The following is a 24,271-nucleotide window of genomic DNA, read 5'->3' as shown; positions in this document are numbered from 1 at the left end:
CTCAGAGCCTTTCGAGGAATGCGCGGGCGGCGGCGCCGTGCTGGGCGCGCAGTTCGGCGATGTCGAGATGGACCGGCAGGCCGTCGACGACGCGCCAGTCCCCGGCGACCATCACCCGGTCGGCGCGATGCGCGCCGCACAGGACGAGGGCGGCGATCGGATCGCCGGCGCCGGAGAAGCGCAGTTCGTCGAGCGTGAAGAGCGCCAGATCCGCCTGCAGGCCGGGCGCGATGCGGCCGATATCGGTCCGGCCGAGGCAGCGCGCGGAGCCCTCCGTCGCCCAGCGCAGGGCGTCTGTGTGGCTGAGCGTGGCGTCATAGGCGAGACGGCCGATCATCAGCGCGTGACGCAAGCCCTCCATCAGGTTGGAATTGTCGTTGGAGGCCGAGCCGTCGACGCCGAGCCCGACCGGCACGCCGGCCGCCTCCAGTTCGCGCGTCCGGCATAGGCCGGAGGCGAGCACCATGTTGGAGGTTGGACAATGGCAGACGCCGACGCCGTGCCGGCCGAGCCGGGCGACCTCCTCGTCGTTGAAATGGATGCCGTGCGCGAGCCAGACGCGGTCGCTGAGCCAGCCGACCTCCTCGAGATAGTCGACCGGCCGGCACTGGAAGTTGGCGAGGCAATACTGGTCCTCGTCGCGGGTCTCGCCGAGATGGGTGTGCAGCCGGCAGCCGTGCCGCTCGGCCAGCTTCGCCGTCTCGACCATTAGCCGCTTGGTGACGTTGAACGGTGCGCAGGGTGCGAAGGCGACCTGCAGCATGGCGCCCTCGGCGGCATCTTGATACCGGCCGGCGACACGCTCGCAGTCGGCCAGGATGGTGTCGACATCCTGCGTCGCCTCGGCGACGGCGTTGCCGCCGTCCTCGACCGACATGTTGAGCGAGCCGCGCGTCAGCGTCATGCGCATGCCGGCCGCGGTTGCCTCCTCGGCCTGGATGTCCATCGCCGAGTCCAGCCCCGGCGGGAACAGGTACTGGTGGTCGGAGACCGTGGTGCAGCCGGACATCAGAAGTTCGGTCAGGGCCAGCCGCGTGGCGAGGCGCAGATTGTCCGGCTTGACGTGGCGCGCCCAGATCGGGAACAGCGCCGCCAGCCAGGGAAACAGTTCCTTGTTGATCGCGTCCGGATGGGCGCGCGTCAGCGTCTGGAACATGTGGTGGTGGGTGTTGACCAGGCCCGGAATGATCACATGCCGCCCGGCCTCGTAGACCGCATCGACCGGCATCACCGGCTCGCGACCGCGCCCGACCAGTTCGACGATGCGGCGCCCCTCGACCACGAGGCCGCGTTCGGCACCGTCGGCAAGGACGGCGATCGGGTCTTTCAGCCAGAGACGCATGTCAACTCCGCGAGGGTGCCGCTCGTCACAGGACGTCGGCATAGAAGGTGGCGAGAGGCAACGACAGTTCGAGCGATGCCAGAGGAACGATCGTGTCCGGCCCGATCAGCGCGATCTCGCGCCAATCCGAACCGCCGGTCTCGCGCGCATAGAGCAATGCGGCATAGTCGTCGGGATCGAGCAGCAGAATGGCCAGGAGGGTCGGCAAGGCCTTGTATTCGATCACCTTGAACTGCGTGTCGAGCTTCCGCGTCGAGTCCGACAGGACTTCGATGATCAGGACCGGACCGGTCGCCAGGAGATCGTTTGGATCCCGGGGGCCGCAATCCACCGTCACGTCCGGCCGACGGATGGTGTGGCTTCCCGTCCGCACGCCGATATCGTCCGTATGCGGTCGGCAGGGACCGCCACGCAACGCCTGACGCAGGGCCACCGGGGCATTGACGACCACGTCATCGTGGTTCCGGCGCGCGCCGGTCATCGCCCGCGGTGACCCGTCGACCAGTTCATAGCGCAGGCCGTCCCCCGGCTCCCAGGCCAGGAACTCGTCTACGCTCATGCGTCGGATTTCGGGTTCTGCCATCGGCGCGACCTTTCAGAGAGCGCTTGAGGGCGTGAGCCCCGGCGTCGCTTCCGCCCGTTGAGGGTCACACATCGATCGTCCCCCCCAGAAGGCCCGGGTCGCCGCCGTAGAGCGCACCGAGCCGGACGCGGGCTCCGATCGCTGCGAGGTCGACCTCCGTGTCGGCGCCGATCAGGGACAGTTCGGTCCACGAACCGTCCGGGCTGCGGCTGTAGAGGATCGCGCGCAGATCGTCGGGCTCGACGAACAGAATATGGCGAAGCGACGGGATCGCCTTGTAGTCGATGATCTTGACCAGGAGATCATAGTGCTTGGTCGACGGCGACAGGACTTCGACCACCACGACCGGCCTGCGCGCGACGGTGTCGTCCGGGTCGCGCGGCCCGCAATCGACCGTCACGTCGGGCCGGCGCAGGTCGCCGCGCGGGGTGTGGATGCCGATATCGGACGAGAAGGGCTCGCAGGGCCCGCCAGCGGTGCGGTCCTCCAGGAGGCGCAGCACGCGGCGCACGATGCGATCGTGCCGGATCCGCGCCCCGGTCATCGCCCGCGGCTGACCGTCGACCAGTTCATAACGCTCGCCGTCCCCCGGCTCCCAGGCCAGGAACTCGTCTACGCTCATCCGACGGATTTCGGGTTCTGCCATCGGCGGCTCCCTTCGGGCCGATCCTATCACGGCAGGCGGGCGGCGAAGACCTCGACTTCCACCTTCATCTCCGGGCGGTTGAAGCCGGACACGACCATCAGCGTGGATGCCGGCGGCGGCGTGCCGACCCGGGCGTTGCGCACGGCCATGTAGGCGGCCATGTCGGCCCGGTCGGTGACGAAGGCGCGGACCTGCACCACGTCGTCGAGGCTCATGCCGGCTTCCGCAAGGATCGCCTCGATATTGTCGAAGCACAGATGCGCCTGTTCGCCGGCGTCTTCCGGCACGGTATCGTCGGCGCGGACACCGAGCTGGCCGGAGACGAAGACCAGCCGCGCCCCGGGGGCGACTTCCACCCCGTGGCTGTAGCGGGCGAAGGGCGGGCGGATCGCGGCGGGGGCGAGCGGGCGTTTCGTGGTCATGACCAGAGCCTAGGCAGTTGTCGCGGTGCCTTCAAGGCGCCAGCAATCGGCTCGACCTGCATAAAATACGCGCATATGCTTACGGTCTGGGCGTGCTCCCGAACGTATGCGGAGGGACGGTGCCACAGGGGGCGGGGCTGACTGCACGGACATGCCGCTGCGGGACTGGCACGTCGCTTGCTCAACCGTACGGTCAAATCGGTGGCGGCGCGGTCAAGGCGTCCGTGATTCCGCAAGGAGGAGTGGAAGATGGGTCTGTTCGATCGCAGGATCACGGCAACCGGCACGATCGCGGCCGTTCTGGCGGGGGCGATGACCGCGGGCGCCAGCGCCCAGGACAAGGTCACCTTCGGCACCAACTGGCTCGCCCAGGCCGAGCATGGCGGCTACTATCAGGCCGTCGCGGATGGCACCTACAAGAAGTACGGCCTCGACGTGACCATCAAGCAGGGCGGGCCGCAGGCGGCCAACCGCACGCTGCTGCTGGCCGGCAAGATCGACTTCTACATGGGCGGCAACATGCTGCAGTCGCTCGACAGCGTGAAGAACAACGTGCCCTTCGTGGTCGTCGGCGCGATCTTCCAGAAGGACCCGCAGGTCCTCATCGCCCATCCCGACCAGGGCCTGGAGAAGTTCGAGGATCTGGCCAAGCTGCCGACCCTGTTCATGGGCAAGGACGGCTACATCTCCTACTTCCAGTGGATGAAGGTCGCCTACAAGGGCTTCAAGGACGAGCAGTACAAGCCCTATACCTTCAATCCGGCGCCGTTCATCGCCGACAAGAAGTCGGCCCAGCAGGGCTACATCACCTCCGAGCCCTATCAGGTCGAGAAGCAGGCCGGCTGGAAGCCCAAGCTGTTCCTGCTCGCCGACAACGGCTTCGACACCTATTCGACCACCATCGAGACGGCCCAGAAGCTGGTCGACGAGAAGCCCGACCTGGTCCAGCGCTTCGTCGATGCGACCATGATCGGCTGGTATAACTATCTCTACGGGGACAACAAGGCCGCCAACGCGGCGATCAAGGCCGACAATCCCGACATGTCCGACGACCAGATCGCCTATTCGATCGCCAAGATGAAGGAATATGGCATCGTCGAATCCGGCGAAGCCCTGACCAAGGGCATCGGCTGCATGGTCGACGCGCAGCACAAGTCCTTCTTCGACAAGATGGTGTCCGCGAAGGTGGTCGACGGCGCGGTCGACTACAAGAAGTCCTTCACGACCAAGTTCGTCTGCAAGGGCGTCGGCCTGGATGTGAAGAAGAAGCTCGCCGGCGGCTGATCCGGCGCGCGCGCCCGAGCGGCGCGGTTCGACGAACCTTCCGGGGGGTGCCGGCATCGGCGGTCCCCGGACCCTGCCGGTTCGCCCGAACATCTCGGGCCGACATCCCGGCCGGCCGATTGACGATACGAGGACGCGGCCCTGCGCTGCGTCGCCCGGGACCGAAAGGTCCGTGACCGAGGATACCGCATCCCTGATGACCGACAGCCGCAAGCCGATCGTCTCGCTGAAGGCGATTTCCAAGACATTCTCCAATGGGACGGTCGCGCTGTCCGACATGGCGTTGGACATCCGCCAGGGCGAGTTCATTTCGCTGCTCGGACCGTCCGGCTGCGGCAAGTCGACCGCGCTCCGGATCATTGCAAGTCTCGCCACCGCCTCGACCGGCACGGTCGACTGGCCGTCCGCGAGCTACGATCCCGACGGACGCCCGGACCGGGAGATCGGCTTCGTCTTCCAGGAGCCGACGCTGATGCCCTGGGCGACGGTGTTCGGCAATGTCTGGCTGCCGCTCCGGCTGAAGGGCATCTCCAAGGCGGCGGCGCGGGCCGACATCATGCACGCGCTCGAGCTGGTCGGGCTCGCGAAATTCGCCGACTCCTATCCGCGCGAACTGTCCGGCGGCATGAAGATGCGCGTCTCGATCGCGCGCGCCCTGGTCACGCAGCCGAAGATCCTGCTGATGGACGAGCCCTTCGCAGCGCTCGACGAGATCACGCGCTTCAAGCTCAACAACGACATCCTGCGCCTGCGCGAGCAACTCGGCTGGACGGTCGTCTTCGTGACCCATTCGGTCTTCGAATCCGTCTATCTGTCGAGCCGCATCGTCGTCATGGCCGCCCGGCCCGGACGCGTCGTCGCCGAGATCGATATCGACGTGCCCGGCCCGCGCGGCGAGGATTTCCGCACCTCCGAGGTCTATGCGCAATATTGCCGCAAGGCCTCCGACGCCCTGCACGCCGCCATGGGAGCCAACGATCACCTATGACCGCGACCGGACCCGTGATCGACGATGAAGAAGGCGGCGGCGTGCCGCGCGCCGGGGCCGGCCTGCCCGCCTGGCTGCCGAAGGTCGTGCTGCCGCTGGTGCTGCTGGTGGTGCTGATCGGCTCCTGGGAGGCCTATGTGCGGCTCAATGCCGTGCCCGGCTACCTGCTGCCGAGCCCGATCACCGTCTACCTCGCCACCTTCCGTGATATCCCGTCGCTCCTGCCCGCGCTGCAGACGACGCTGACCATTACCGGCGTGGCGCTGCTGATCGCCATGGTGTCCGGCGTGGCCCTGGCGATCGTGGTCGTCCAGTTCCGCTGGCTCGACTACGCGCTAGCCCCCTACATGGTCATCCTGCAGGTGACGCCGATCATCGCCATCGCGCCGATCCTGCTGATCTTCTTCGAGACCACGACAACGTTGTATTCCTGCGCGCTGCTGGTCACCTTCTTCCCGATCCTGGCCAACACCACGCAGGGCCTGAAGAGCGTCGACCACAACCTGCTCGACCTGTTCAAGCTCTACCGCGCCAGCCCCGGCCAGACCCTGTGGCTCCTCAAGCTACCGTCGAGCCTGCCCTATCTGCTGACCGGGCTGCGCATCGCCGGCGGTCTGGCGCTGATCGCTTCGGTGGTGGCGGAATTCGCCGCCGGTGCGGCCGGCGCCAAGGGCGGCCTCGCCTTCCGCATCCTGGAGGCGCAATACCGCATGCTGGTGCCGCGCATGTTCGTGGCGTTGCTGCTGCTCGCCCTGACTGGCGTCGCCATCTACGGTCTGACCAGCCTGATCACCCATCTGGCGCTGCGGCGCTGGCACGAGAGCGCGATCCGGCGCGAAAGCTGAGACGAGACCGATGCAGACCGGATTCCTGAAGCCGATCGAGGCCGATACCCTGTTCCTGGCCCGCGCCACCGTGCCGACCGCGCTGGTCGACGGCGTGGAGCTGGCGCCCGACCGCGACGGCCTCGCCGTGGTCGACATCCTGATCGCCGGCGGCCGCATCGCCCGCATCGCGCCGACCGGCGCGGCCGCCCCGCAGGACATCGCGGTCGCCGATCTCGATCGCGGCCTGGTTTTCCCTGGCTTCGTCGAACTGCACACCCATCTCGACAAGGGCCATATCTGGCCGCGCCGGCGCAATCCGGACGGCACCTTCCAGGGCGCGCTCGAAAACGTCCTGGCCGACCGGCTGGCGCATTGGACGGCCGACGATGTCCGCCGGCGCATGGATTTCGCGCTGCGCAGCGCCTATGCGCACGGCACCACCGCGATCCGCACCCATATCGACTCGATCGCCCCGCAGCACCGCATCTCCTGGCCGGTCTTCCGGGCCATGCGCGAGGCCTGGGAGGGGCGGATCGACCTGCAGGGCTCGCCGCTGTTCGGCATCAATTTCGCCGTCGACGAGGCCTTCGTCGATGCGATCGTGGCCGAGGTGCTGGCGCACGGCACCGGCATCCTCGGCGCGGTCACCTATATGGTGCCGGAGTTGGAGACAGGGCTCGGGACCCTGTTCCGCAAGGCGGCCGAGCACGGTTTCGACCTCGACTTCCATGTCGACGAGACCGGCGATCCGACGGTCAAGACCTTGGGGGTGATCGCCGAGACGGCGCTGGCGACCGGCTTCCAGGGCCGCATCACGGTCGGCCATTGCTGCTCGCTCGCCCGCCAGGACGAGGCGACCGTCGACCGCACGCTGGACATGATGGCCAGGGCGGGCATCGCGGTCGTCTCGCTGCCGATGTGCAACATGTACCTGCAGGACCGCGTGCCCGGCCGCACGCCGCGCTGGCGCGGCGTCACGCTGCTGCACGAGATGAAGGCGCGGGGTATTGAGGTTTCGGTTTCTTCCGACAACACCCGCGATCCATTCTACGCCTATGGCGATCTGGATGCGGTCGAGGTGTTTCGCGAGGCGGTGCGCATCCTGCATCTCGACCACCCGATGGGCGATTGGCCGGCCGTAATCGCCCGAACCCCCGCCGCGGTCATGCGCCGTCCCGATCTCGGCGTGATCGCCGAAGGCGCGCCGGCCGATCTGGTGCTGTTCCGGGCACGCAGCTGGACCGAATTCCTGTCGCGCCCGCAGGCCGACCGCACCGTGCTCCGGCGCGGCCGGGCGATCGACCGCACTTTGCCGGACTATCGCGAACTGGACGATCTGATGCAGAACCGATCCGAGCCGTCAGCGGAGTGACCCATGGCCGATCTCGCGAAGTTCCGGGCCCTGATCGACGGCGTCCGGATCGAGGACAATGCCCAGATCGTCAAGCAGAAGAGCCGCGACTTCTACTGGTATTCGCCGGTCCTGAAGCGCCAGCTCGACCATGTCACCGCCGACCTGATCGTCACCCCGCGTGACGAGGCCGAGGTGATCCGCATCCTGGCCGCGGCCTACGAGACCGGCGTGCCGGTCACGACCCGGGGCACCGGTACCGGCAATTACGGCCAGGCCATGCCGCTGTCGGGCGGCGTCGTGATGGCGCTGACCGAACTGAAGCAGGTCGGCGCGATCCGCCCCGGTTCGGTGACGGCCGGCGCCGGCATCGTCATCTCCGAACTCGATGCCGCGACCCGCGCCCATTCCGGCCAGGAGCTGCGGCTGCATCCCTCGACCTATCGCACGGCCACGATCGGCGGCTTCATCGCCGGCGGATCGGGCGGCATCGGCTCGATCAACTGGGGCGGCCTGCGAGACCTCGGCAATGTGATCCGCGCCCGGGTGGTGACCTGCGAGGCGAGCCCGCGCGTGCTCGACATCACCGGCGACGATCTCTCCAAGGTGATGCATGCCTACGGCACCAACGGCGTGATCACCGAAGTCGAGATGCCGCTGACCGCCGCCTATGACTGGATCGACGTGCTGGTCGCGTTCGACGACTTCATGGCCGCGGTGCGCTTCGGCGACGATCTCGGCAACGAGGACGGTATCCTGGTCAAGGAGATCGCCCCGATCGCCGCGCCGGTGCCCTACGACTATTTCCTGCGCCACCAGAAGTTTCTGCGCCGCGACCAGTCGGTCGTCGTGGTGATGGTCGCCCCGCACGCCATGGGGGCCTTCGAGACCTTCGCGGCGCGCCGCAAGGCCGAAATCGTCTACCGCTCCGACAGGGCCACGGCGGAGGAGCTGAAGAGCCTGCCGCCGGCCTACGAACTGGCCTGGAACCACACCACCCTGCGGGGCCTCAGGGTCGATCCGTCGATCACCTATCTGCAGGTGCTCTATCCCTTTCCGACCCATGTCGAGAGCGTCGAGCGGATGGTCGGCCTCTTCGGCGACGAGGTGCCGGCGCATTGCGAATTCGTCCGTTTCGACGGGCGCGTCACCTGCTTTGGACTGCCGATCGTGCGCTACACCAGCGAGCCGCGGCTCGACGAGATCATGCGCCTGCACGAGGCCAACGGCTGCCCGATCTTCAATCCGCACCGCTATACGCTGGAGGAGGGCGGCATGAAGCAGTCCGACCCGATCCAACTCGCCTTCAAGCGCGAGGCCGATCCGAAGGGGCTGCTCAATCCGGGCAAGATGATCGCCTGGGAAGACCCGGATTTCGATTTCTCGTCCGGCAAGCTGTTCCTCTTCCCCGGCCTCGCCGCAGCCGCCGCCGGTGCGTAACGATCGCACGTCCCCGGCCGGCCTGCCGGTTCCGGCATCGCCCGCGAACCGCCGGGGTCGCGCGCCTGTCGCCATCGTCCCCCTCATCCGCCCTTCGGGCACCTTCTCCCCCCTTGGGGAGAGAAGGGGAGGTTGCGGGATCGGGGTCGGGGGAGGCGAAGATCGCGGCGCCACAACGGCCCGTGAACCCTCGGTTCCTTCCCCTTCTCCCCTTGCGGGAGACGGGGAGGGTGCGGGATCGGCGGTGAAGTTGAATCCCACTTGGAGCGTGATTGCCGATGAAGATTCTTGTGCTGTTTGCCCATCCGGTCGAAACGAGCTTCAACGCCGCCATCCATGTCCGGATCGTCGAGACCCTGCGGGCAGCGGGGCATGAGGTCGACGACTGCGACCTCAACGCGGAAGGGTTCAATCCCGTGATGAGCCGGGAGGATCGGCTGAACTATCATGCGGTTCCGGCCAATCGCGGCCCGGTTGCCGGCTATGTCGAGCGGGTGCTGGCGGCCGAGGCGATCGTGATTTCGACGCCGATCTGGAATTTCGGCTTTCCGGCCATCCTCAAGGGCTTCTTCGACAAGGTCTTCCTGCCCGGCGTCTCGTTCCGCATGGAGGGCGGGAGCTGGAAACCGAACCTCTTCAACATCCGCAAGATCGCGGCGGTGACCACCTATGGGGGCACCCGCTGGCGGGCCTTCCTGGCCGGCGATCCGCCGCGCAAGATCGTCACCCGTTCGATGCGCGCCGTGATCCGGCGGACCGGATCGGTGCGCTATATCGCCCATTACGACATGAACAACACGACGCCGGAGCGCCGCAAGGCGTTCTTGGATCAGGTCGAGCGGGAAATGAGAGCGTTCTGATGTTCGGTCGCGGGTTCGGGGGCCCGCGCCCCGGCGAGGAAACGCGGACCGGCCCGAGAGCCGGCCCGCGCTCCATTTCCTCCGAGCGCGGCCAGGATGAGGCGGCCGATCCGAACCGGCAATGTGGCATTTTCGATCGAGACGGCGCCGGGGGAGCACGGTCGGGCCGGACCTGACTGCCGCGGCGGAATCCGCGTCCGACTGATACGAAATTGACATGCAAGGATGTTACGCGACAATCCATCATGAGCTTCAGCTATCGCAAGACGATCACCTATCGGCTCGCCCAGGCCGCCAAGGCCCATCGCGCCCGTTCCGGGACGCATCTCGCCCGCATCGGCCTACATCCGGGACAGGAAACGGTCCTGAAGTCGCTGGCGGAGACCGACGGGCAGACCATGAGCCAACTGGCCCAGGCGCTCAGCGTGCAGCCGCCGACGGTCACCAAGATGATCACGCGGCTGGCTGCGCAGGGTCTGGTCCGCCGGGCCGCGTCGGAGACCGACGGGCGCCTCGCCCGGGTCCATCTGACCGAGATCGGCCGCGCCCGGATCGAGGATGTCGACAAGGCCTGGAAGCGTCTGGAGAAGGAGGCGCTGGCGGGACTGGACGACAAGGACCGCAAGCGCATCCGCAAGCTGCTGCGCGAAATCGAGCGCAACCTGACCGGCGTCGTCATTCCGCCGGACGAGGAGCCGGCTGCCGAAGAGGAAGCGGTTCCGGACGAGGAAAGCGCGGAGTGACCGCGTCCTCCCGACCCGGCAACGGCCGCCTCGTGTCGCATGACGACTGGTCGGCGTGGCGGGTCGACCCGGCCTGAAGCGGTGTCGGGCGCTGAGCTGCCGCTCGAATGTCGCCGCCCCCCGGTGCCGTCTGATGGTCCAGCGCGCCTCAGCCGGCCATCGATGCGCCGCCGACCAGGGTCGCCCCCAGAATCAGCAGCCCCATCGTCAGGATTGCCAGGGCGCCGATGATCTCGGCCCCGCGCACGATCCGTGCGCTCCACGGACTGTCGATCCCGGCGAGGCCCACCGCAAAGCTCTTCGCCGAAACCGCCAGGCTGGCCAGCACGGCGACCGTCACGCCGGTTCCGACCGCCATGGCCAGACTGGCCAGCACGCCGGCCCACCAGAGCTTTTGCGAGAAGGCGAAGACCAGGACGATCAGGGCGCCGGTGCACGGCCGGATGCCGACCGACACGACTGCCGAGAGGGCACGGCGCAGCGAGAGAGGCCCGGTTAGCCCGCGAGGATCGGGTGCGTGCAGATGCCCGCAATCCTCGCAGGCGACCACGGGCGCGAATGCGGCGGGCCGCGCGACCGCCTCCCCGGACCGCGCGAGCCGGAAAGCCGGGCCGTGGCCGCATGTCGGCGTATGGGCATGCCCGAAACCACCCGGCGCCGACAGGGCACCCGGTCCGCCGGCCATGGCCGGCTGCCCCAACGGGGCGAAGACGCGCCCCCGCCGCAGCGCCTTGGTCCAGATCAGCCACAGGCCGAGCGCGGTGATCAGGCCGCCGCTGACCAGTTCGAGACCGCGGGTCGCCTCGGTCATGGCCATGCTGGTCAGGTTCAGGACGAAGACGGCGGCCGCGACGAACAGGATCGCAGTCAATGCCTGGAACAGAGCGGAGACGAAAGCGAGCAGGATGCCGCGCTTCAGGGTCTCGCCGTTGGCGACCACGTAGGAGGCGATGACCGCCTTGCCGTGGCCGGGGCCGGCGGCATGGAAGACCCCATAGGCAAAGGAGAGACCGACCAGGCCGGCGACGGCGGTGGGGTCGGTCTTCAAGGCCCGGACGGCGCCGGTCAGCGCCCGATAGAAGGCGGATTGCTGCTGGGCGATCCAGCCGAAGATGCCGGACCCTCCGCTGCCGCCGGCTTCCGGGGCCGCCACCCCGAAAGGCCCCGCCGCGTCCGCCTGGCCCGAGGCGGCGGCGAGGCCGATGGCAGCCAACAGAAGCAGGAGCAGGACGCGGCGCGATCGGGTCATGGCCGGCTCCTGACCGTCACGGACATTTGACGGTGATGCGGTTGGCAAGTTCGCGCGTGATCGCCTGAAGGTCCGAAGGCAGATCGCGCTCCGTCGCCGGAATCTGGCTGAGGATCGCCGCGGTGGCACCCTCCGGCTCGCCCTTCTTGTGGACGTTGACACTGCAGCCGGGCGGGCTGCCGACCAGCAGGGCCGGCTCCTGGTCGACCAGCGTGAAGTCGACGAAATAACCGGGATCGTAGACTTCCAGGTCGACCTGCACTCCCTTGGCGGCGATCGGTTCGATCAGCGGCAGGGTATAGAACAGGGTCAGGAAGCCGTCGCGCATCTGTAGCCAGTATTCGGACGGCAGCTTGAAGCCCTTGCGCTTGCCGGCGAGCTTCAGGAAGGTGAAATAGTCGTATTCCTTGAGGGATTCGACGTTGATCTTGGCCAGCGGCTGCAGCTCTTCCTTGGAGAACTTTCCGTCGCCGTCCGTGTCCAGGCCCTGCGTGGCGAAGGCCGAGAAGGCGTCGTCGAAGCGCCAGACCTGGCGGATCGCGCTGATCTGGCCCTTGGCGTCGAAGACCAGTTCGGCGCGGGCGTCGACGAAGACATGCGGATGGGCCGCCGCCGGCAAGGCGGCGCCGAACAGGGCGCCGAGGATGGCGAGCGACGCGATGGAGGCGCGGGAGAGGTTCACCATGGGACCTGCCGTTCGGATGGGCGGAAGAGTGCGCCGAGTCTTGGCGAGCATGAAGATCACGAAGATGGCACCAGAGCGGCAACGCGCGCCGGCGGCGGCGTGGCCGAGAAGCCTTTCTGGCGGCAACTGTCGAACCAGCCGACCAGGAAATCGACGAATACGCGGACCTTGCCGGACAGATGCCGGCGGTGCGGATAGACCGCGTAGATCGCGGTCGAGCGCGGCTCGTAGTCTTCGAGCAGGGCGACGAGACGGCCGTCGGCCAAGGCCTCGCGCGCCGTGAACCAGGGCAGCCGTGCATAGCCGAGGCCCCTCAGCGCGGCCAGACGGGCGACCTCGGGGCTGTTGACCTCGATCCGCGGCGCCATCGGAATGACGACCCGTTCCTCGCCGTCCCGGAAGGCCCAATTGTGCCGGCCGCGATAGTTGGTGTCGATGATGCCGGGCTGGCCGATCAGGTCGGACGGCACTTGCGGCCGCGCCCGTTCCGCCAGGAAGGCCGGCGAGGCGGTCAGCACGCTGCGAAAATCCGCGAGCCGGCGGGCGATCAGGCTGGAATCGGTCAGTTCGGTGATGCGGATGGCGACATCGAAGGCCTCCTCGACCAGATCGACGAAGCGGTCGTCGAGGCGCAGGTCGACCGCGATCTGCGGCTGGGCGACAAGGAACTCCATGATCGCGTGGCCGAGTTCGGCATCGCCGAAGCTGCGCGGCGCGGAGATTCTGAGGAGGCCGCGCGGTTCGCGATGGGTGTCGCGCACGCTGTCGGCGAGATCGTCGATCCGCTGCAAAATCTCGCCGGCTTCGCGGAAATAGGCCTGGCCGACCTCGGTCAGGGACAATTGTCGGGTCGTGCGGTTGAGCAGGCGGACGCCGAGCTCGTCTTCGAGATCCTTCACATATTTGGAGATCAGCGCCTTCGACTTGGCGGTGCGGCGGGCGGCGGCGGAAAAGCCGCCGGCCTCGACCACCGCGATGAAGGCCTGCATGCGCGTGACGGTATCCAAAATCGATCGTCTCCGTTTGTCGAACAATACGTCTCTTGATACGAAGATTGTCAATAGATGGGTTGGATGGGTATCTGTCGGCTCAAGAACGGCCCCCGCCTCCCGATCCTGACCGGGCCGTCATTCCAGATTGGAGTCCCGTCATGAACCGTCTCGATCCCGCCTACGGCGCCCTCGCGCTGCGTCTCGCCCTTGGTGTGATGGCCCTTTCCCACGGCCTGCTCAAGGTTCTCGTCTTCACGATTCCGGGTACGGTCGGCTATTTCGGCAGCCTCGGCCTGCCGGCCGTGGCCGCCTATGCGACCATCGCGCTCGAGGTCGGCGGCGGCCTCGCCCTGATCGTCGGCGTCCTGGTCCGCCCGATCGCCGCCCTCTATGTCCCGCTGATGCTCGGCGCGGCCATCTTCGGCCATGGCGGCAACGGCTGGGTCTTCTCCGCCCCGAACGGCGGCTGGGAATATCCGGTGTTCCTGGCGGTCGCCTCGCTGGCGCAGGTCTTCCTCGGCGCCGGCGCCTTTGCGCTGCTGCCCGAAGCCGGCCGCAAGCCCGCCTTCGCCTGACGCCCGACGCCTTCTGAAGATCTTGCTCGGCGCCGGCTCCCGAAGGGGAATCCGGCGCCGAGCCGCGTCTGGCCGGGCCTTTGCCGACGAGTCGCGGGCAGCCTGCGGGACGCCGCAACCCGGGTGATGCCGGGCGGGCCGTCACGGGTCCGTCAGACCGGCTCTAGCGCCTTGGCGGATATGCGGAATCCACGAAATCGAATTATGACGAAAATAGCGCTTGCATCCGGGGTCGGTTGGACCTATTTCACCCCTCGCCCAATTTCGCACGTGCCTGTGGCTGCGTGCCGGTAGGCGACACCCGAGGGACAAGAGGCCCGGAGGTCGCCTGGGCAAACCGGCAGCCGGAGATCAGAACCGGCGCACTCGGCGTCTCACGCCGGGAACGCGGCTTGAAGCAACGACGTAGAGGGCTTTTTTGGTCTCTGCCGGCTCTCCAAAGGCCGGGGTCACTGAAGAGGCAACTACTTCCTTGCCGGACGTGCGGATCGGGTTTCCCGTTCCAATCCATGGCAGCAACGACCGAATGCTTCGCATTCGGACTTGTCGGGGTCCAGTCCCGACCGGTCCGGGCGCAGAGGCAGTCGGGCCATCGTCGCCCCGCACAGGCGTCGATGGGACCGCCGGCGAAGAGCCGGCTCATCGGGGCGCGTTCCCCGAGCCGACGGACCGTCTCCATCGCGGTCCGGCGCTCGCGTGGCCGTCTCCCGAAAAGCCTTCGGTTCCGCAGGAGCGGGTCCGCAGGCGAGAGCCCGATCCGACAGGCCCCGAAAGGGCGGCGCGATCGGGGGTTTTCGTGGCCGTCGAGGATCGGGAGTCTGACCCCATGACCGCTCGTATTCGTGAATTCCTGCGCACCCGCCGTCCCGAGGGTCCCTGCCTGGTGGTCGACCTCGACGTCGTGCGCGAAAAGTACCTGTCCTTCGCCCGCGCCATGCCGGACACCCGCGTCTTCTATGCGGTCAAGGCCAACCCGGCGCCGGATGTGCTGTCGCTGCTCGCCGATCTCGGCTCGTGCTTCGACTGCGCCTCGATCCCCGAGATCGAGATGGCGCTCGCCGCCGGCGCGACCCCGGACCGCATCTCCTTCGGCAACACGATCAAGAAGGAGCGCGACGTGGCGCGCGCCCATCAGATCGGTATCCGCCTGTTCGCGGTCGATTGCGAGGCCGAGGTCGAGAAGATCGCCCGGTCGGCGCCCGGCGCCCGCGTCTTCTGCCGCATCCTGTCGGATGGGGCCGATGCCGAGTGGCCGCTGTCGCGCAAGTTCGGCTGCGATCCGGAGATGGCGCCGGCCGTGCTTGAGCATGCGCATCGTCTGGGCCTGGAAGCCTATGGCGTGTCGTTCCATGTCGGTTCGCAGCAGCGCAACACCGAGGCCTGGGACGGCGCCCTGGCGTCGGCCGCGTCGATCTTCCGCGAGATGGCCGAGCGCGGCATCACGCTGAAGATGGTCAACATGGGCGGCGGCTTCCCGACCAAGTATCTGCGTCAGGTGCCGGAGGTCGGCGCCTACGGCCAGTCGATCACCTCGGCGATCCGCAAGCATTTCGGCAACCGCCTTCCGGAGACGATCATCGAGCCGGGTCGCGGCATGGTCGGCGGCGCGGGCGTGATCAAGGCCGAGGTGGTGCTGATCTCGAAGAAGTCGGTCAAGGACGACGTGCGCTGGGTCTATCTCGACATCGGCAAGTTCGGCGGTCTCGCCGAAACCATGGACGAGGCGATCCGCTATCCGATCCTGACCGAGCGCGACGCGGACGAAAAGACGCCCTGCGTGATCGCCGGCCCGACCTGCGATTCGGTCGACGTGCTCTACGAGAAGACCCCCTACGATCTGCCGGTCTCGCTGGCGATCGGCGACGAGGTCCTGATCGAAGGCACCGGCGCCTATACGACGACCTACTCGGCCGTCGCCTTCAACGGCTTCGCGCCGCTCAAGGCCTACGTGATCTGAGACGGATGCCGGCAGAGGCCCCTCACGGCCTCCGACCGATCCCGCTTTCGAGGCTCACGGGCCTCCGGCCGGCCTCGCCGGCCTTTCCGAGGAGTTCGGGCGCGCCTGACGGCGCGTTGCGACCTCGCGACGAGCGTCCGGCGGACCCCTCCGCCGGCTTGTCCGATCCCAGCCGGAACCGACCGGCGCTGCGGGTTTCCCGGAAAGTCACTGCCATGATCGTCTACGACACCGAGGCGGCGGCCGATGCGGTCGCGCGCGAGGCCCTGCTCGACCGCGTGATGGGCCAGGCCCGCTTCACCAAGACCTCGGCCCGTTTTCGCGACGGCCGCCGTCCGGCCGCCGGCCTGTCGCTGGTCGCGCGCGACGGCGACGCGGTCGTCGGCACCGTGCGCCTGTGGCATGCGGCCGTGTTCGGGCGGGGCGATGTGCGTCCGGTGCTGCTGCTCGGCCCGCTTGCGGTCGATCCGTCGCGCCGCGCCCGCGGCATCGGCGCCGGACTGATGCGGCTGGCCATCGCCAAGGCGGCCGCGGCCGGCCATGCGGCGGTGATCCTGGTCGGCGATCCGACCTATTACGAGCGCTTCGGCTTTTCGGCGGCGGCGACCGGAGCGATGCGCCTGCCGGGTCCCTTCGAGCAGCATCGTCTGCTGGCGCTGGAACTCGAGCCCGGCGCGCTCGCCGGTGCGGCCGGCCTCGTCCTGCCGACGGGCGCCCCGGCCGAACGGGTCGAGACCGTCGAGGCCGTCTTCGGCACAGCACCGGTCGCGGACGCACTGCGGCAGGCCGGCTGAAGCCGCGCGTCCGGCCGTACTCCCGTCCCTGCGGTGCGGGACCTTGCCCGGCCACGTCCCTGATGCGGACGGCGGCCGGGCGGTCGGGCGTTTCCTGTCCCGCATGGGTTGGCCGCGCGGCCCTTTCGGGCGTGCGACGTTGCAGCCCGGCCTCTCATTCACGCTGCGACCGTCGATTCGATTGATTCGGTCGGCCCCTTCGCGCTATTGCGACGCAGCAATCCGATAATCACAAACGCCCGCCCGAGGTGGCGCACGGAGTAGCCCGATGACCGACTGGCCCGTCTACCACACCATCACCGGTCCGATCGTGATGATCGGCTTCGGTTCGATCGGCAAGGGCACGCTGCCGCTCATCGAGCGCCACTTCTCCTTCGACAAGTCGCGCCTGACGGTGATCGATCCCTTCGACGGCGACCGCAAGCTGGTCGACGAACGCGGCTATCGCTTCGTCCACCAGCCGGTCACGCGCGAGAACTATCGCGAACTGCTGACGCCCTTCCTGACCGAGGGCGGCGGCCAGGGCTTCTGCGTCAACCTCTCGGTCGACACCTCTTCGCTCGACCTGATGAAGTTCTGCCGCGAACTCGGCGTGCTCTATATCGATACCGTCGTCGAGCCCTGGCTCGGCTTCTATTTCGACAAGAATGCCGGCGCGGCCGCGCGCTCGAACTACGCGCTGCGCGAGACCGTGCGCGCCGAGAAGGCGCGTTCGCCGGGCGGCCCCACCGCAGTCTCCTGCTGCGGCGCCAATCCGGGCATGGTCTCCTGGTTCGTCAAGCAGGCGCTGGTCGACATCGCCCGCGACACCGGCCGCGCCTTCGAGGAGCCGAAGGATCGCGCCGGCTGGGCCGAACTGATGCGCAGCACCGGCGTGAAGGGCATCCACATCGCCGAGCGCGACACGCAACGCTCCCGCAATCCGAAGCCGGCCGACGTGTTCGTCAACACCTGGTCGGTCGAGGGCTTCGTCTCCGAAGGCCTGCAGCCGGCCGAACTGGGCTGGGGCACGCACGAGACCTGGATGCCCTCCAACGGCCGCCGGCACGAGACCGGCTGTCAGGCCGCGATCTATCTGATGCAGCCGGGCGCCAATACCCGGGTGCGCTCCTGGTGCCCGACCCCGGGCGCCCAATATGGCTTCCTGGTCACCCACAACGAGTCCATCTCGATCGCCGACTACTTCACGGTCGGCGAGGGCCGCAACCCGAAATACCGGCCGACCTGCCACTATGCCTACCATCCGTCGAACGATGCCGTGCTGTCGCTGCACGAGATGTTCGGCGCGGCCGGCGTCAAGCAGGCGGCCAACCACATCCTCGACGAGCACGAGATCGTCGACGGCATCGACGAACTCGGCGTGCTGCTCTACGGCCACGCCAAGAACGCCTACTGGTACGGCTCGCAGCTCTCCATCGAGGAGACGCGCATGCTGGCCCCCTACCAGAATGCCACGGGTCTTCAGGTTTCCTCGGCCGTGCTCGCCGGCATGGTCTGGGCGCTCGACAATCCCGATGCGGGGATCGTCGAGGCGGACGAGATGGACTATCGACGCTGCCTAGAGGTGCAGAGGCCGTATCTAGGGCCCGTCGTCGGCGTCTATACCGACTGGACCCCGCTCGTCGGCCGCCCGGGCCTGTTTCCGGAAGACATCGACGAGGGCGATCCCTGGCTGTTCAAGAACATCCTGGTGAAGTGATCGCCGACGGGACCGGCCTGCATCGCAGCTCATTCGCGCTGTGATGCAGGCGACCCGCCTGCCTGGGCGTTCCGCGCCACGGGAACATGGAAAGAAGGGGCACGGAAAGATCAGCACATTCTTATGTGATTTTGTAATTTACGGTCGCTTCATGATTTCAATATATCAAGTAATTGACATGTGTTAACGCGTTGGATTCCCATGCTGAGACGTTTGAGCATTTCGACCAGGCTATCGGCCCTGTTCGCGCTGGTCTTGGTGGCCACACTCGTCACGGGCGTGGCGGCGATCTGGCAATCGAACAGCGATCAGAAGCTGGCGGTTCGCCTGGAGAATGTCCTTCGCAGCAATGCCGACATCGAGAAGTTGAACGGCCTGATCTATGCCGTCGTGATGGATTCACGCGGCATCTACATGGCCAAGGATGCCGCCGCCGCGAAGCCGTTCGCCGACGGAATGGCCCGCAATCTCGACCGCATGGTCGAGGTGGTGCGCGGCTGGGAGGCGCGCGTGGAGCCGCAGGATCGCGCGCTTTTCACCGAGATGCGGAGCCGGGTCGACCAGTTCCGCCAGTTCCGCCTGGACATGGCGGCCCGCGGCCTGGCTGAGGGGCCGGCCGCAGCCCGGGCGCTCGGCGACAACGACCAGAACAGGGCGGTCCGTTCGGCCTTGAACAAGGATCTCGAGACTCTGGCCGCCTCGCTCGACCGGGCGTCGAACAGGATCGCCGACGACGGCGAGGCGCTTCATGCGACCGGCGTCATGCTGGTGGCCGGGGCGGTGCTGCTGGCTTTCCTGCTCAGCCTGTTCGGCATGTGGATGGCCCGTGCCGGCATCGCCCGTCCGATCATCGCCCTGTCGGCGGCGATGGAGCGGATCGCGCGCGGCGACACAGCGGTGACGGTGCCGGAGCGCGGGCGGAGCGATGAGATCGGCACGATGGCGGGGACCGTCGAGGTCTTCCGCGAGGCGGTGGCCAATTCCGAACGCCTGAAGCTCTCGCTGGAAGGCGAAAGCCGTGCGCGCGGCGAACGCCAGACCCGCTTGGAGACCTCGGTGCGCGATTTCGAGAGCGATGCCGCCGCCGCGCTGTCGAGCGTCGTCGACCTGGCCGCGCGCGTCGCCGGCTCGGCCCGTTCGCAGATCGACACGGCCGAGGATTCCAAACGGCGCACCCGCACCATGGCCCAGGCGTCGCGACAGACGACCGTCAATGTGCAGACCGTCGCGGCCGCCGCCGAAGAGCTCTCGGCGTCGATCGGGGAGATCAACCGCCGCGTTGCCGAGGCTGCCTCCACCGCCCGGGCGGCCGTGGTCACCGCCGAACGCTCGTCGGGCGCCATGCAGAGCCTCGATACGGCCGCCCAGCGGATCGGCGACGTGGTCGGCCTGATCCAGTCGATCGCGGCCCAGACCAATCTCCTGGCCCTCAACGCGACCATCGAGGCGGCGCGGGCCGGCGAGGCGGGCCGCGGCTTCGCGGTGGTCGCCAACGAGGTCAAGGCGCTGGCCGGCCAGACCGCCAAGGCGACCGAGGAGATCGCCCAGCAGGTCGTCGCCGTCCAGGCCACGACCCGCCAGTCGGTCGCCGCCATCGAGGAGATCCAGTCCACGATCCGCACCATCGACGCTCTGACCGTGCAGGTGGCCGCGGCCGTCGAAGAGCAGGGCGCCTCGACCAACGAGATCGCCCGCAACGTCTCCGAGGCCGCCCGGGCGACCGGCGAGGTCGACCACACCATCGGCAGCGTCGATGAGGGCGTCGGCGAGACCGCGAAGAGCGCCGAAGGCCTGCTCGGGCTCGCCGAATCCCTGACCGCGGAGGCCAAGCGGCTGGAGACCCGGATGGACGGCTTCTTCGCCGGCATCAAGGCGGCCTGAGCGCCGGCCCGCGGTTCTGTCGCATTCCGGGCATGTCTTGTGCGGGGCTGGTCTTCCGACCGGCCCCGGCGCTAGTTTGACGCTTCGGAAACCCGTTTACGACCGGACATGCCCGCATGACAGCGCCCAAGCCCGCCCTGCCGCCGCAACCCGTGACGCGGGAGGGCCGCTTCGCCCGGATCGAGAAGCTCGACGCGGCGCGGCACGGGCCGGACATCTGGGCCGGCGGGGTTGCGGATCCGGCCGTCTGGACTTGGCTCGCCTATGGCCCCTTCGCCGACGAGGCCGCGTTCCAGGCCTGGCTCGCCACCCGCGACGGCCTGACCGATCCGCTCTATTTCGCCATTCTCGACAAGGCGACCGGCAAGGCGCTCGGCTGCGCCACTTTGATGGAGATCCGGCCGGCCAACGGCGTCATCGAGGTCGGCCACATCTTCTTCTCGCCGACCCTGCAGAAGACGCCGATCGCCACCGAGGCGATCCACCTCCTGATGCAGTATGTCTTCGAGGATCTCGGCAACCGCCGCTTCGAATGGAAATGCGACAACGGCAACGGCCCGTCCAAGCGTGCGGCCGTGCGTTTCGGCTTCCTGCCCGAGGGCGTCTTCCGCCAGCACATGATCGTCAAGGGCCGCAACCGCGACACCGCCTGGTTCTCGATCCTGGACAGCGAATGGCCGGCCCTGAAGGCCGCCTATGCGGCCTGGCTGGCGCCGGAGAATTTCGACGCCGACGGACGCCAGAAGCAGTCGCTCGGCGCCTTGACCGGCAAGACGCGGGGATGACCGAAACCCTCGCGGGCCTGCGTCGTGCCGGGGCGGAGGACCGTGCGGCGCTGGAAGCGCTGCAGCGGGCCGCCTATGCGGCGAATGAGCGGATCATCGGCCGCACGCCGATCCCGTTGGAATGGGACTATGGCGCGGTCTTGCGCGACTGGGAGGTCTGGCTGGCCGACCGGGACGGCGGGCTGGCCGGCGCGCTGATCCTCGATCTGCGGCCGGACGATCTCTATATCGAAAACCTGTCGGTCGCGCCTGCGGCGCAGGGTTCGGGTCTCGGCAACCGCCTTCTCGCGGCCGCCGAACTGCGCGCCGGGCAATGCGGTCGCGACTCGCTGCGCCTGCTGACCAACGCCCTGATGGTGCGCAATGTCGACTGGTATGCCCGCAAAGGCTTCGCGATCGAGCGGATCGAGGAGGATGACGGCCGGCGCATCACCCATATGGTTCGCCGGCTCTAGGACGGTCGCGAGGCCCGGGAGCGGAGCGCCGCAGGGCTGTGGCCGCCGAGCGGCTTGTGGCCGCCGAGCGGGCCGCGCATTTCAATCATCAGAGGAATACCGCATTCCGGCTTTTCCCCGAATCCGTTCCGGCCTATGAAGGTCCCGTCACCAAGAACGTCACGGGAGGATGGAATGGCGGGGAGACTGGCAGGCAAGCGGGCATTCTGCACGGCTGCGGGTGCCGGCATCGGCAGGGCGACCGCGCTCGCCTTCGCGGCCGAGGGCGCGCATGTGATCGCGACCGATCTCGATCTCGCCAAGATCGCCGACCTGAAGGACGGCGGCGTCGCCGAGGTGCACAAGCTCGATGTTCTTTCGACTCCGGCCGTGATGGCGCTGGCCGAGGCGGTCGGCCCGGTCGACATCCTGTTCAACTGCGCCGGCTTCGTGCATCACGGCACCGTGCTCGACTGCACCGAGCATGACTGGGATTTCTCGTTCGACCTGAACGTCAAGTCCATGCACCGGACCATCAAGGCCTTCCTGCCCGGCATGCTCGACAAGGGGGTCGGCTCGATCGTCAACATCGCGTCGGGCGCCGGTTCGGTGCGCGGCATCCCGAACCGCTACGTCTACGGCGCCACCAAGGCGGCCGTGATCGGGCTGACCAAGGCGGTCGCGGCCGACACCATCAAGCGCGGCATCCGCGCCAACGCGATCTGCCCGGGCACGATCGAGAGCCCCTCGCTCGACGACCGCATCACCACGCTGGCGCGCAACACCGGACAGGCCGTCGAGACCGTGCGCCAGGCCTTCGTCGACCGCCAGCCGATGGGCCGGCTCGGCAAGGCCGAGGAGATCGCGATGCTCGCCGTCTATCTGGCCTCCGACGAGTCCAGCTATACGACCGGCCAGATCCACCTCGCCGACGGCGGCTTCGCGCTCTGAGGCTGGGCCGGTCGGCTGCAACGGGCTATGATGGCGCCCGGGTTTCAGGAGATGGATCATGGCGACCGCATCGGGCGAACGCTCCGCAGGCCAAAGCCTGATTGTCGAGCGCGACGACATCCTGGGCGGCATGCCCTGCGTCTCCGGGACCCGGGTTCCTGCCATGACCATCGTCGCGGAATTGCGCGCCGGCGCCTCGCCGGCGGAGATTCTCGACGGCTACCCGAGCCTTCCCGTCGATGCGGTCGAAGCGGTCAGCCGCTGGGCGCAGACACGCGGCATTCCTCTCGGGCCGTCGGCGTCGTGAACCTCGACTTCCTGATCGACGAATGCCTGCACCGGCGCCTTGTCGATGCGGCCATCGCGCGTGGACATCGAGCGGAGCATGTCGTTCGGCTCGGACTGGCCGGCACGCCCGACGGTCTGGTTGCCGGCGCGGCGGTCGGGCGCGGGGCCGTGCTGGTCACCAACAACCGGCGCGACTTCCGGCAGATCTATGCGCGCCTGCCGCAGCATCCAGGCCTTGCCGTCATCGTACCGAACGGAGCCCTGGCGCTGCAGGCCCGGCTTTTTGAAGGCATCATGATCCATCTGGAGGACCACGCGCCGGCAGATTGCCTCGTCGAGATCGACGCCGCCGGCGCCGTCACGCTCGAACCCTGGTCGACCGCCCGGCGCGACTGACCCCAAGAAACGCTGAAGACGCCCAAGAGGAGAACTTCGCATGCATGTCCTGATCATCGGTGCCGCCGGCATGGTCGGCCGCAAGCTGACCGAGCGGCTGATCCGCGACGGCCATCTCGGCGCGGCGCCGATCACCGCCATGACGCTGACCGACGTGATCGTGCCGGACCGTCCGGAGGCGCCGTTCCCGATCGTCGCGCTGCAGGGCGACCTGTCGGTGCCGGGCGAGGCCGAGCGCCTGATCGCGGCCCGTCCGGGCGCGATCTTCCATCTCGCCGCGATCGTGTCGGGTGAGGCGGAGGCCGATTTCGAGAAGGGCTACCGGATCAATCTCGACGGCACGCGCTATCTGTTCGACGCGATCCGCCTGGTCGGCGGCGGCTACAAGCCGCGCATGGTGTTCACCTCCTCGATCGCGGTCTTCGGCGCGCCCTTCCCGGAGGCGATCGGCGACGAATTCTTCACGACGCCGCTGACCTCCTACGGCACCCAGAAGGCGATGGGCGAACTGCTGCTCGCCGACTACTCGCGCCGCGGCTTCTTCGACGGCGTCGGCATCCGCCTGCCGACCATCTGCGTCCGCCCCGGCAAGCCCAACAAGGCGGCCTCGGGCTTCTTCTCGAACATCATCCGCGAGCCGCTCGCCGGCCATGAGGCCGTGCTGCCGGTCGACGAGGACGTCCGCCACTGGCACGCCTCGCCGCGCTCGGCGGTCGGCTTCCTGATCCATGCGGCGACCATGGACACCGCGCCGCTCGGCGCGCGGCGCAACCTGACCATGCCGGGCCTGTCGGTGACGGTCGGCGAGCAGATCGAGGCCCTGCGCCGGGTCGCCGGCGACGGCGTCGTCGCCCGCATCCGCCGCGAGCCCGACCAGACCATCCGCGGCATCGTCGCCGGCTGGCCGCGCAATTTCGACGCCTCGCGCGCCGAAAGCTTCGGCTTCACGGCCGAGCGGACCTTCGACGAGATCATCCGCGTCCATATCGACGACGAACTCGGCGGCAGCTGGGTGAAGTGATCCGGCACGCTTGAACGGGTCAGCAAAGTCCCCGCGCCCGGGGGGCCGGCGCGGGGGGGTCTGTTTGTGGGGGCGGTG

The 24,271-nt window shown here is 68.0% G+C and carries 25 protein-coding genes; 18 read left to right on the top strand and 7 right to left on the bottom strand.

Annotated elements, in window-relative coordinates:
- Position 1: 1 nt before the first annotated feature.
- The 4 genes from KL771_RS26500 to KL771_RS26485 form a co-directional block, all read right to left on the bottom strand.
- Entirely contained in the window at positions 2-1,342 is a 1,341-nt protein-coding gene (locus KL771_RS26500; RefSeq protein ID WP_261971525.1) for an 8-oxoguanine deaminase, read from the bottom strand.
- Positions 1,343-1,367: 25 nt separating this feature from the next.
- Positions 1,368-1,901: a Uma2 family endonuclease gene (locus KL771_RS26495; RefSeq protein ID WP_261971524.1), complete on the bottom strand. Its 534-nt coding sequence runs from the start codon at positions 1,899-1,901 to the stop codon at positions 1,368-1,370.
- Positions 1,902-1,989: 88 nt separating this feature from the next.
- The gene (locus KL771_RS26490; RefSeq protein WP_261971523.1) at positions 1,990-2,571 is read right to left on the bottom strand and encodes a Uma2 family endonuclease; all 582 of its coding nucleotides are present in this window, start codon (positions 2,569-2,571) and stop codon (positions 1,990-1,992) included.
- 26 nt (positions 2,572-2,597) lie between these two features.
- Complete coding sequence (locus tag KL771_RS26485; protein ID WP_261971522.1) at positions 2,598-2,993, bottom strand: RidA family protein; 396 nt, start codon at positions 2,991-2,993, stop codon at positions 2,598-2,600.
- A 249-nt stretch (positions 2,994-3,242) separates the two neighbouring features.
- Between KL771_RS26485 and KL771_RS26480 the strand changes: the two genes are divergently transcribed.
- The 7 genes from KL771_RS26480 (at position 3,243) to KL771_RS26450 (ending at position 10,486) form a co-directional block, all read left to right on the top strand.
- Entirely contained in the window at positions 3,243-4,277 is a 1,035-nt protein-coding gene (locus tag KL771_RS26480) for an ABC transporter substrate-binding protein (protein WP_390867807.1), read from the top strand.
- A 196-nt stretch (positions 4,278-4,473) separates the two neighbouring features.
- Positions 4,474-5,265: an ABC transporter ATP-binding protein gene (locus KL771_RS26475; protein ID WP_261971543.1), complete on the top strand. Its 792-nt coding sequence runs from the start codon at positions 4,474-4,476 to the stop codon at positions 5,263-5,265.
- 14 nt (positions 5,266-5,279) lie between these two features.
- On the top strand, positions 5,280-6,110 hold the full coding sequence (locus KL771_RS26470; protein ID WP_261971521.1) for an ABC transporter permease: 831 nt from the start codon (positions 5,280-5,282) through the stop codon (positions 6,108-6,110).
- Between the two features lie 10 nt (positions 6,111-6,120).
- Positions 6,121-7,464, top strand: a complete 1,344-nt coding sequence (locus KL771_RS26465; RefSeq protein ID WP_261971520.1) for a cytosine deaminase — start codon at positions 6,121-6,123, stop codon at positions 7,462-7,464.
- Positions 7,465-7,467: 3 nt separating this feature from the next.
- Entirely contained in the window at positions 7,468-8,883 is a 1,416-nt protein-coding gene (locus KL771_RS26460; protein WP_261971519.1) for an FAD-binding oxidoreductase, read from the top strand.
- 278 nt (positions 8,884-9,161) lie between these two features.
- The gene (locus KL771_RS26455; protein WP_261971518.1) at positions 9,162-9,743 is read left to right on the top strand and encodes an NAD(P)H-dependent oxidoreductase; all 582 of its coding nucleotides are present in this window, start codon (positions 9,162-9,164) and stop codon (positions 9,741-9,743) included.
- 245 nt (positions 9,744-9,988) lie between these two features.
- The gene (locus tag KL771_RS26450) at positions 9,989-10,486 is read left to right on the top strand and encodes a MarR family winged helix-turn-helix transcriptional regulator (protein WP_261971517.1); all 498 of its coding nucleotides are present in this window, start codon (positions 9,989-9,991) and stop codon (positions 10,484-10,486) included.
- A gap of 148 nt (positions 10,487-10,634) precedes the next feature.
- On the opposite strand, the gene KL771_RS26445 is transcribed toward KL771_RS26450, so the two are convergent.
- Genes KL771_RS26445 through KL771_RS26435 form a run of 3 tightly spaced genes read right to left on the bottom strand, consistent with a single transcriptional unit; the run spans position 10,635 to position 13,427 of the window.
- Positions 10,635-11,735 carry a nickel/cobalt transporter gene (locus KL771_RS26445; protein ID WP_261971516.1) on the bottom strand — a complete coding sequence of 367 codons (1,101 nt, stop codon included), beginning with the start codon at positions 11,733-11,735 and terminating at the stop codon, positions 10,635-10,637.
- Between the two features lie 16 nt (positions 11,736-11,751).
- Complete coding sequence (locus KL771_RS26440; protein WP_261971515.1) at positions 11,752-12,420, bottom strand: DUF1007 family protein; 669 nt, start codon at positions 12,418-12,420, stop codon at positions 11,752-11,754.
- A gap of 56 nt (positions 12,421-12,476) precedes the next feature.
- The gene (locus KL771_RS26435; protein ID WP_261971514.1) at positions 12,477-13,427 is read right to left on the bottom strand and encodes a LysR family transcriptional regulator; all 951 of its coding nucleotides are present in this window, start codon (positions 13,425-13,427) and stop codon (positions 12,477-12,479) included.
- Between the two features lie 143 nt (positions 13,428-13,570).
- Here KL771_RS26435 and KL771_RS26430 point away from each other — a divergent pair, with 143 nt between their 5' ends.
- From KL771_RS26430 to denD, 11 genes are all read left to right on the top strand, one after another.
- Positions 13,571-13,987 carry a DoxX family protein gene (locus tag KL771_RS26430; protein WP_261971513.1) on the top strand — a complete coding sequence of 139 codons (417 nt, stop codon included), beginning with the start codon at positions 13,571-13,573 and terminating at the stop codon, positions 13,985-13,987.
- Positions 13,988-14,813: 826 nt separating this feature from the next.
- Entirely contained in the window at positions 14,814-15,944 is a 1,131-nt protein-coding gene (locus KL771_RS26425; protein ID WP_261971512.1) for a type III PLP-dependent enzyme, read from the top strand.
- Between the two features lie 215 nt (positions 15,945-16,159).
- Positions 16,160-16,738: a GNAT family N-acetyltransferase gene (locus KL771_RS26420; RefSeq protein ID WP_261971511.1), complete on the top strand. Its 579-nt coding sequence runs from the start codon at positions 16,160-16,162 to the stop codon at positions 16,736-16,738.
- A 268-nt stretch (positions 16,739-17,006) separates the two neighbouring features.
- The gene (locus tag KL771_RS26415) at positions 17,007-18,437 is read left to right on the top strand and encodes a homospermidine synthase (protein ID WP_261971510.1); all 1,431 of its coding nucleotides are present in this window, start codon (positions 17,007-17,009) and stop codon (positions 18,435-18,437) included.
- Positions 18,438-18,638: 201 nt separating this feature from the next.
- Complete coding sequence (locus KL771_RS26410) at positions 18,639-20,318, top strand: methyl-accepting chemotaxis protein (RefSeq protein ID WP_261971509.1); 1,680 nt, start codon at positions 18,639-18,641, stop codon at positions 20,316-20,318.
- Between the two features lie 116 nt (positions 20,319-20,434).
- Positions 20,435-21,103, top strand: coding sequence for a GNAT family N-acetyltransferase (locus KL771_RS26405; RefSeq protein WP_261971508.1), 669 nt, complete (start codon positions 20,435-20,437; stop codon positions 21,101-21,103).
- The gene (locus KL771_RS26400) at positions 21,100-21,558 is read left to right on the top strand and encodes a GNAT family N-acetyltransferase (RefSeq protein WP_261971507.1); all 459 of its coding nucleotides are present in this window, start codon (positions 21,100-21,102) and stop codon (positions 21,556-21,558) included. The genes KL771_RS26405 and KL771_RS26400 overlap by 4 nt, the downstream gene beginning before the upstream one ends.
- Positions 21,559-21,732: 174 nt before the next feature.
- Positions 21,733-22,488: an SDR family oxidoreductase gene (locus tag KL771_RS26395; protein ID WP_261971506.1), complete on the top strand. Its 756-nt coding sequence runs from the start codon at positions 21,733-21,735 to the stop codon at positions 22,486-22,488.
- A gap of 58 nt (positions 22,489-22,546) precedes the next feature.
- Positions 22,547-22,795 carry a DUF433 domain-containing protein gene (locus tag KL771_RS26390; protein WP_261971505.1) on the top strand — a complete coding sequence of 83 codons (249 nt, stop codon included), beginning with the start codon at positions 22,547-22,549 and terminating at the stop codon, positions 22,793-22,795.
- A complete protein-coding gene (locus KL771_RS26385; protein ID WP_261971504.1) occupies positions 22,792-23,172 on the top strand; it encodes a DUF5615 family PIN-like protein in 381 nt (126 codons plus the stop codon). Before KL771_RS26390 ends, KL771_RS26385 begins: the two co-directional genes overlap by 4 nt.
- A 40-nt stretch (positions 23,173-23,212) precedes the next feature.
- The gene (gene denD, locus KL771_RS26380) at positions 23,213-24,193 is read left to right on the top strand and encodes a D-erythronate dehydrogenase (protein WP_261971503.1); all 981 of its coding nucleotides are present in this window, start codon (positions 23,213-23,215) and stop codon (positions 24,191-24,193) included.
- The last annotated feature ends 78 nt before the right edge of the window (positions 24,194-24,271 follow it).

The organism is Prosthecodimorpha staleyi, from assembly GCF_018729455.1.
In the GTDB taxonomy this organism is placed as follows: Bacteria; Pseudomonadota; Alphaproteobacteria; order Rhizobiales; family Ancalomicrobiaceae; genus Prosthecodimorpha; species Prosthecodimorpha staleyi.
This window is presented reverse-complemented; position numbering and strand designations above follow the sequence as displayed.

Coding starts and splice junctions, on each gene's coding strand:
- KL771_RS26430 (WP_261971513.1), top strand. CDS start 13,571: ATGAACCGTCTCGATCCCGCCTACGGCGCCCTCGCGCTGCGTCTCGCC.
- KL771_RS26390 (WP_261971505.1), top strand. CDS start 22,547: ATGGCGACCGCATCGGGCGAACGCTCCGCAGGCCAAAGCCTGATTGTC.
- KL771_RS26440 (WP_261971515.1), bottom strand. CDS start 12,420: ATGGTGAACCTCTCCCGCGCCTCCATCGCGTCGCTCGCCATCCTCGGC.
- KL771_RS26410 (WP_261971509.1), top strand. CDS start 18,639: ATGCTGAGACGTTTGAGCATTTCGACCAGGCTATCGGCCCTGTTCGCG.
- KL771_RS26425 (WP_261971512.1), top strand. CDS start 14,814: ATGACCGCTCGTATTCGTGAATTCCTGCGCACCCGCCGTCCCGAGGGT.
- KL771_RS26400 (WP_261971507.1), top strand. CDS start 21,100: ATGACCGAAACCCTCGCGGGCCTGCGTCGTGCCGGGGCGGAGGACCGT.
- KL771_RS26415 (WP_261971510.1), top strand. CDS start 17,007: ATGACCGACTGGCCCGTCTACCACACCATCACCGGTCCGATCGTGATG.
- KL771_RS26465 (WP_261971520.1), top strand. CDS start 6,121: ATGCAGACCGGATTCCTGAAGCCGATCGAGGCCGATACCCTGTTCCTG.
- KL771_RS26455 (WP_261971518.1), top strand. CDS start 9,162: ATGAAGATTCTTGTGCTGTTTGCCCATCCGGTCGAAACGAGCTTCAAC.
- KL771_RS26420 (WP_261971511.1), top strand. CDS start 16,160: ATGATCGTCTACGACACCGAGGCGGCGGCCGATGCGGTCGCGCGCGAG.
- KL771_RS26485 (WP_261971522.1), bottom strand. CDS start 2,993: ATGACCACGAAACGCCCGCTCGCCCCCGCCGCGATCCGCCCGCCCTTC.
- KL771_RS26490 (WP_261971523.1), bottom strand. CDS start 2,571: ATGGCAGAACCCGAAATCCGTCGGATGAGCGTAGACGAGTTCCTGGCC.
- KL771_RS26495 (WP_261971524.1), bottom strand. CDS start 1,901: ATGAGCGTAGACGAGTTCCTGGCCTGGGAGCCGGGGGACGGCCTGCGC.
- KL771_RS26500 (WP_261971525.1), bottom strand. CDS start 1,342: ATGCGTCTCTGGCTGAAAGACCCGATCGCCGTCCTTGCCGACGGTGCC.
- KL771_RS26395 (WP_261971506.1), top strand. CDS start 21,733: ATGGCGGGGAGACTGGCAGGCAAGCGGGCATTCTGCACGGCTGCGGGT.
- KL771_RS26445 (WP_261971516.1), bottom strand. CDS start 11,735: ATGACCCGATCGCGCCGCGTCCTGCTCCTGCTTCTGTTGGCTGCCATC.
- KL771_RS26475 (WP_261971543.1), top strand. CDS start 4,474: ATGACCGACAGCCGCAAGCCGATCGTCTCGCTGAAGGCGATTTCCAAG.
- denD (WP_261971503.1), top strand. CDS start 23,213: ATGCATGTCCTGATCATCGGTGCCGCCGGCATGGTCGGCCGCAAGCTG.
- KL771_RS26450 (WP_261971517.1), top strand. CDS start 9,989: ATGAGCTTCAGCTATCGCAAGACGATCACCTATCGGCTCGCCCAGGCC.
- KL771_RS26405 (WP_261971508.1), top strand. CDS start 20,435: ATGACAGCGCCCAAGCCCGCCCTGCCGCCGCAACCCGTGACGCGGGAG.
- KL771_RS26460 (WP_261971519.1), top strand. CDS start 7,468: ATGGCCGATCTCGCGAAGTTCCGGGCCCTGATCGACGGCGTCCGGATC.
- KL771_RS26480 (WP_390867807.1), top strand. CDS start 3,243: ATGGGTCTGTTCGATCGCAGGATCACGGCAACCGGCACGATCGCGGCC.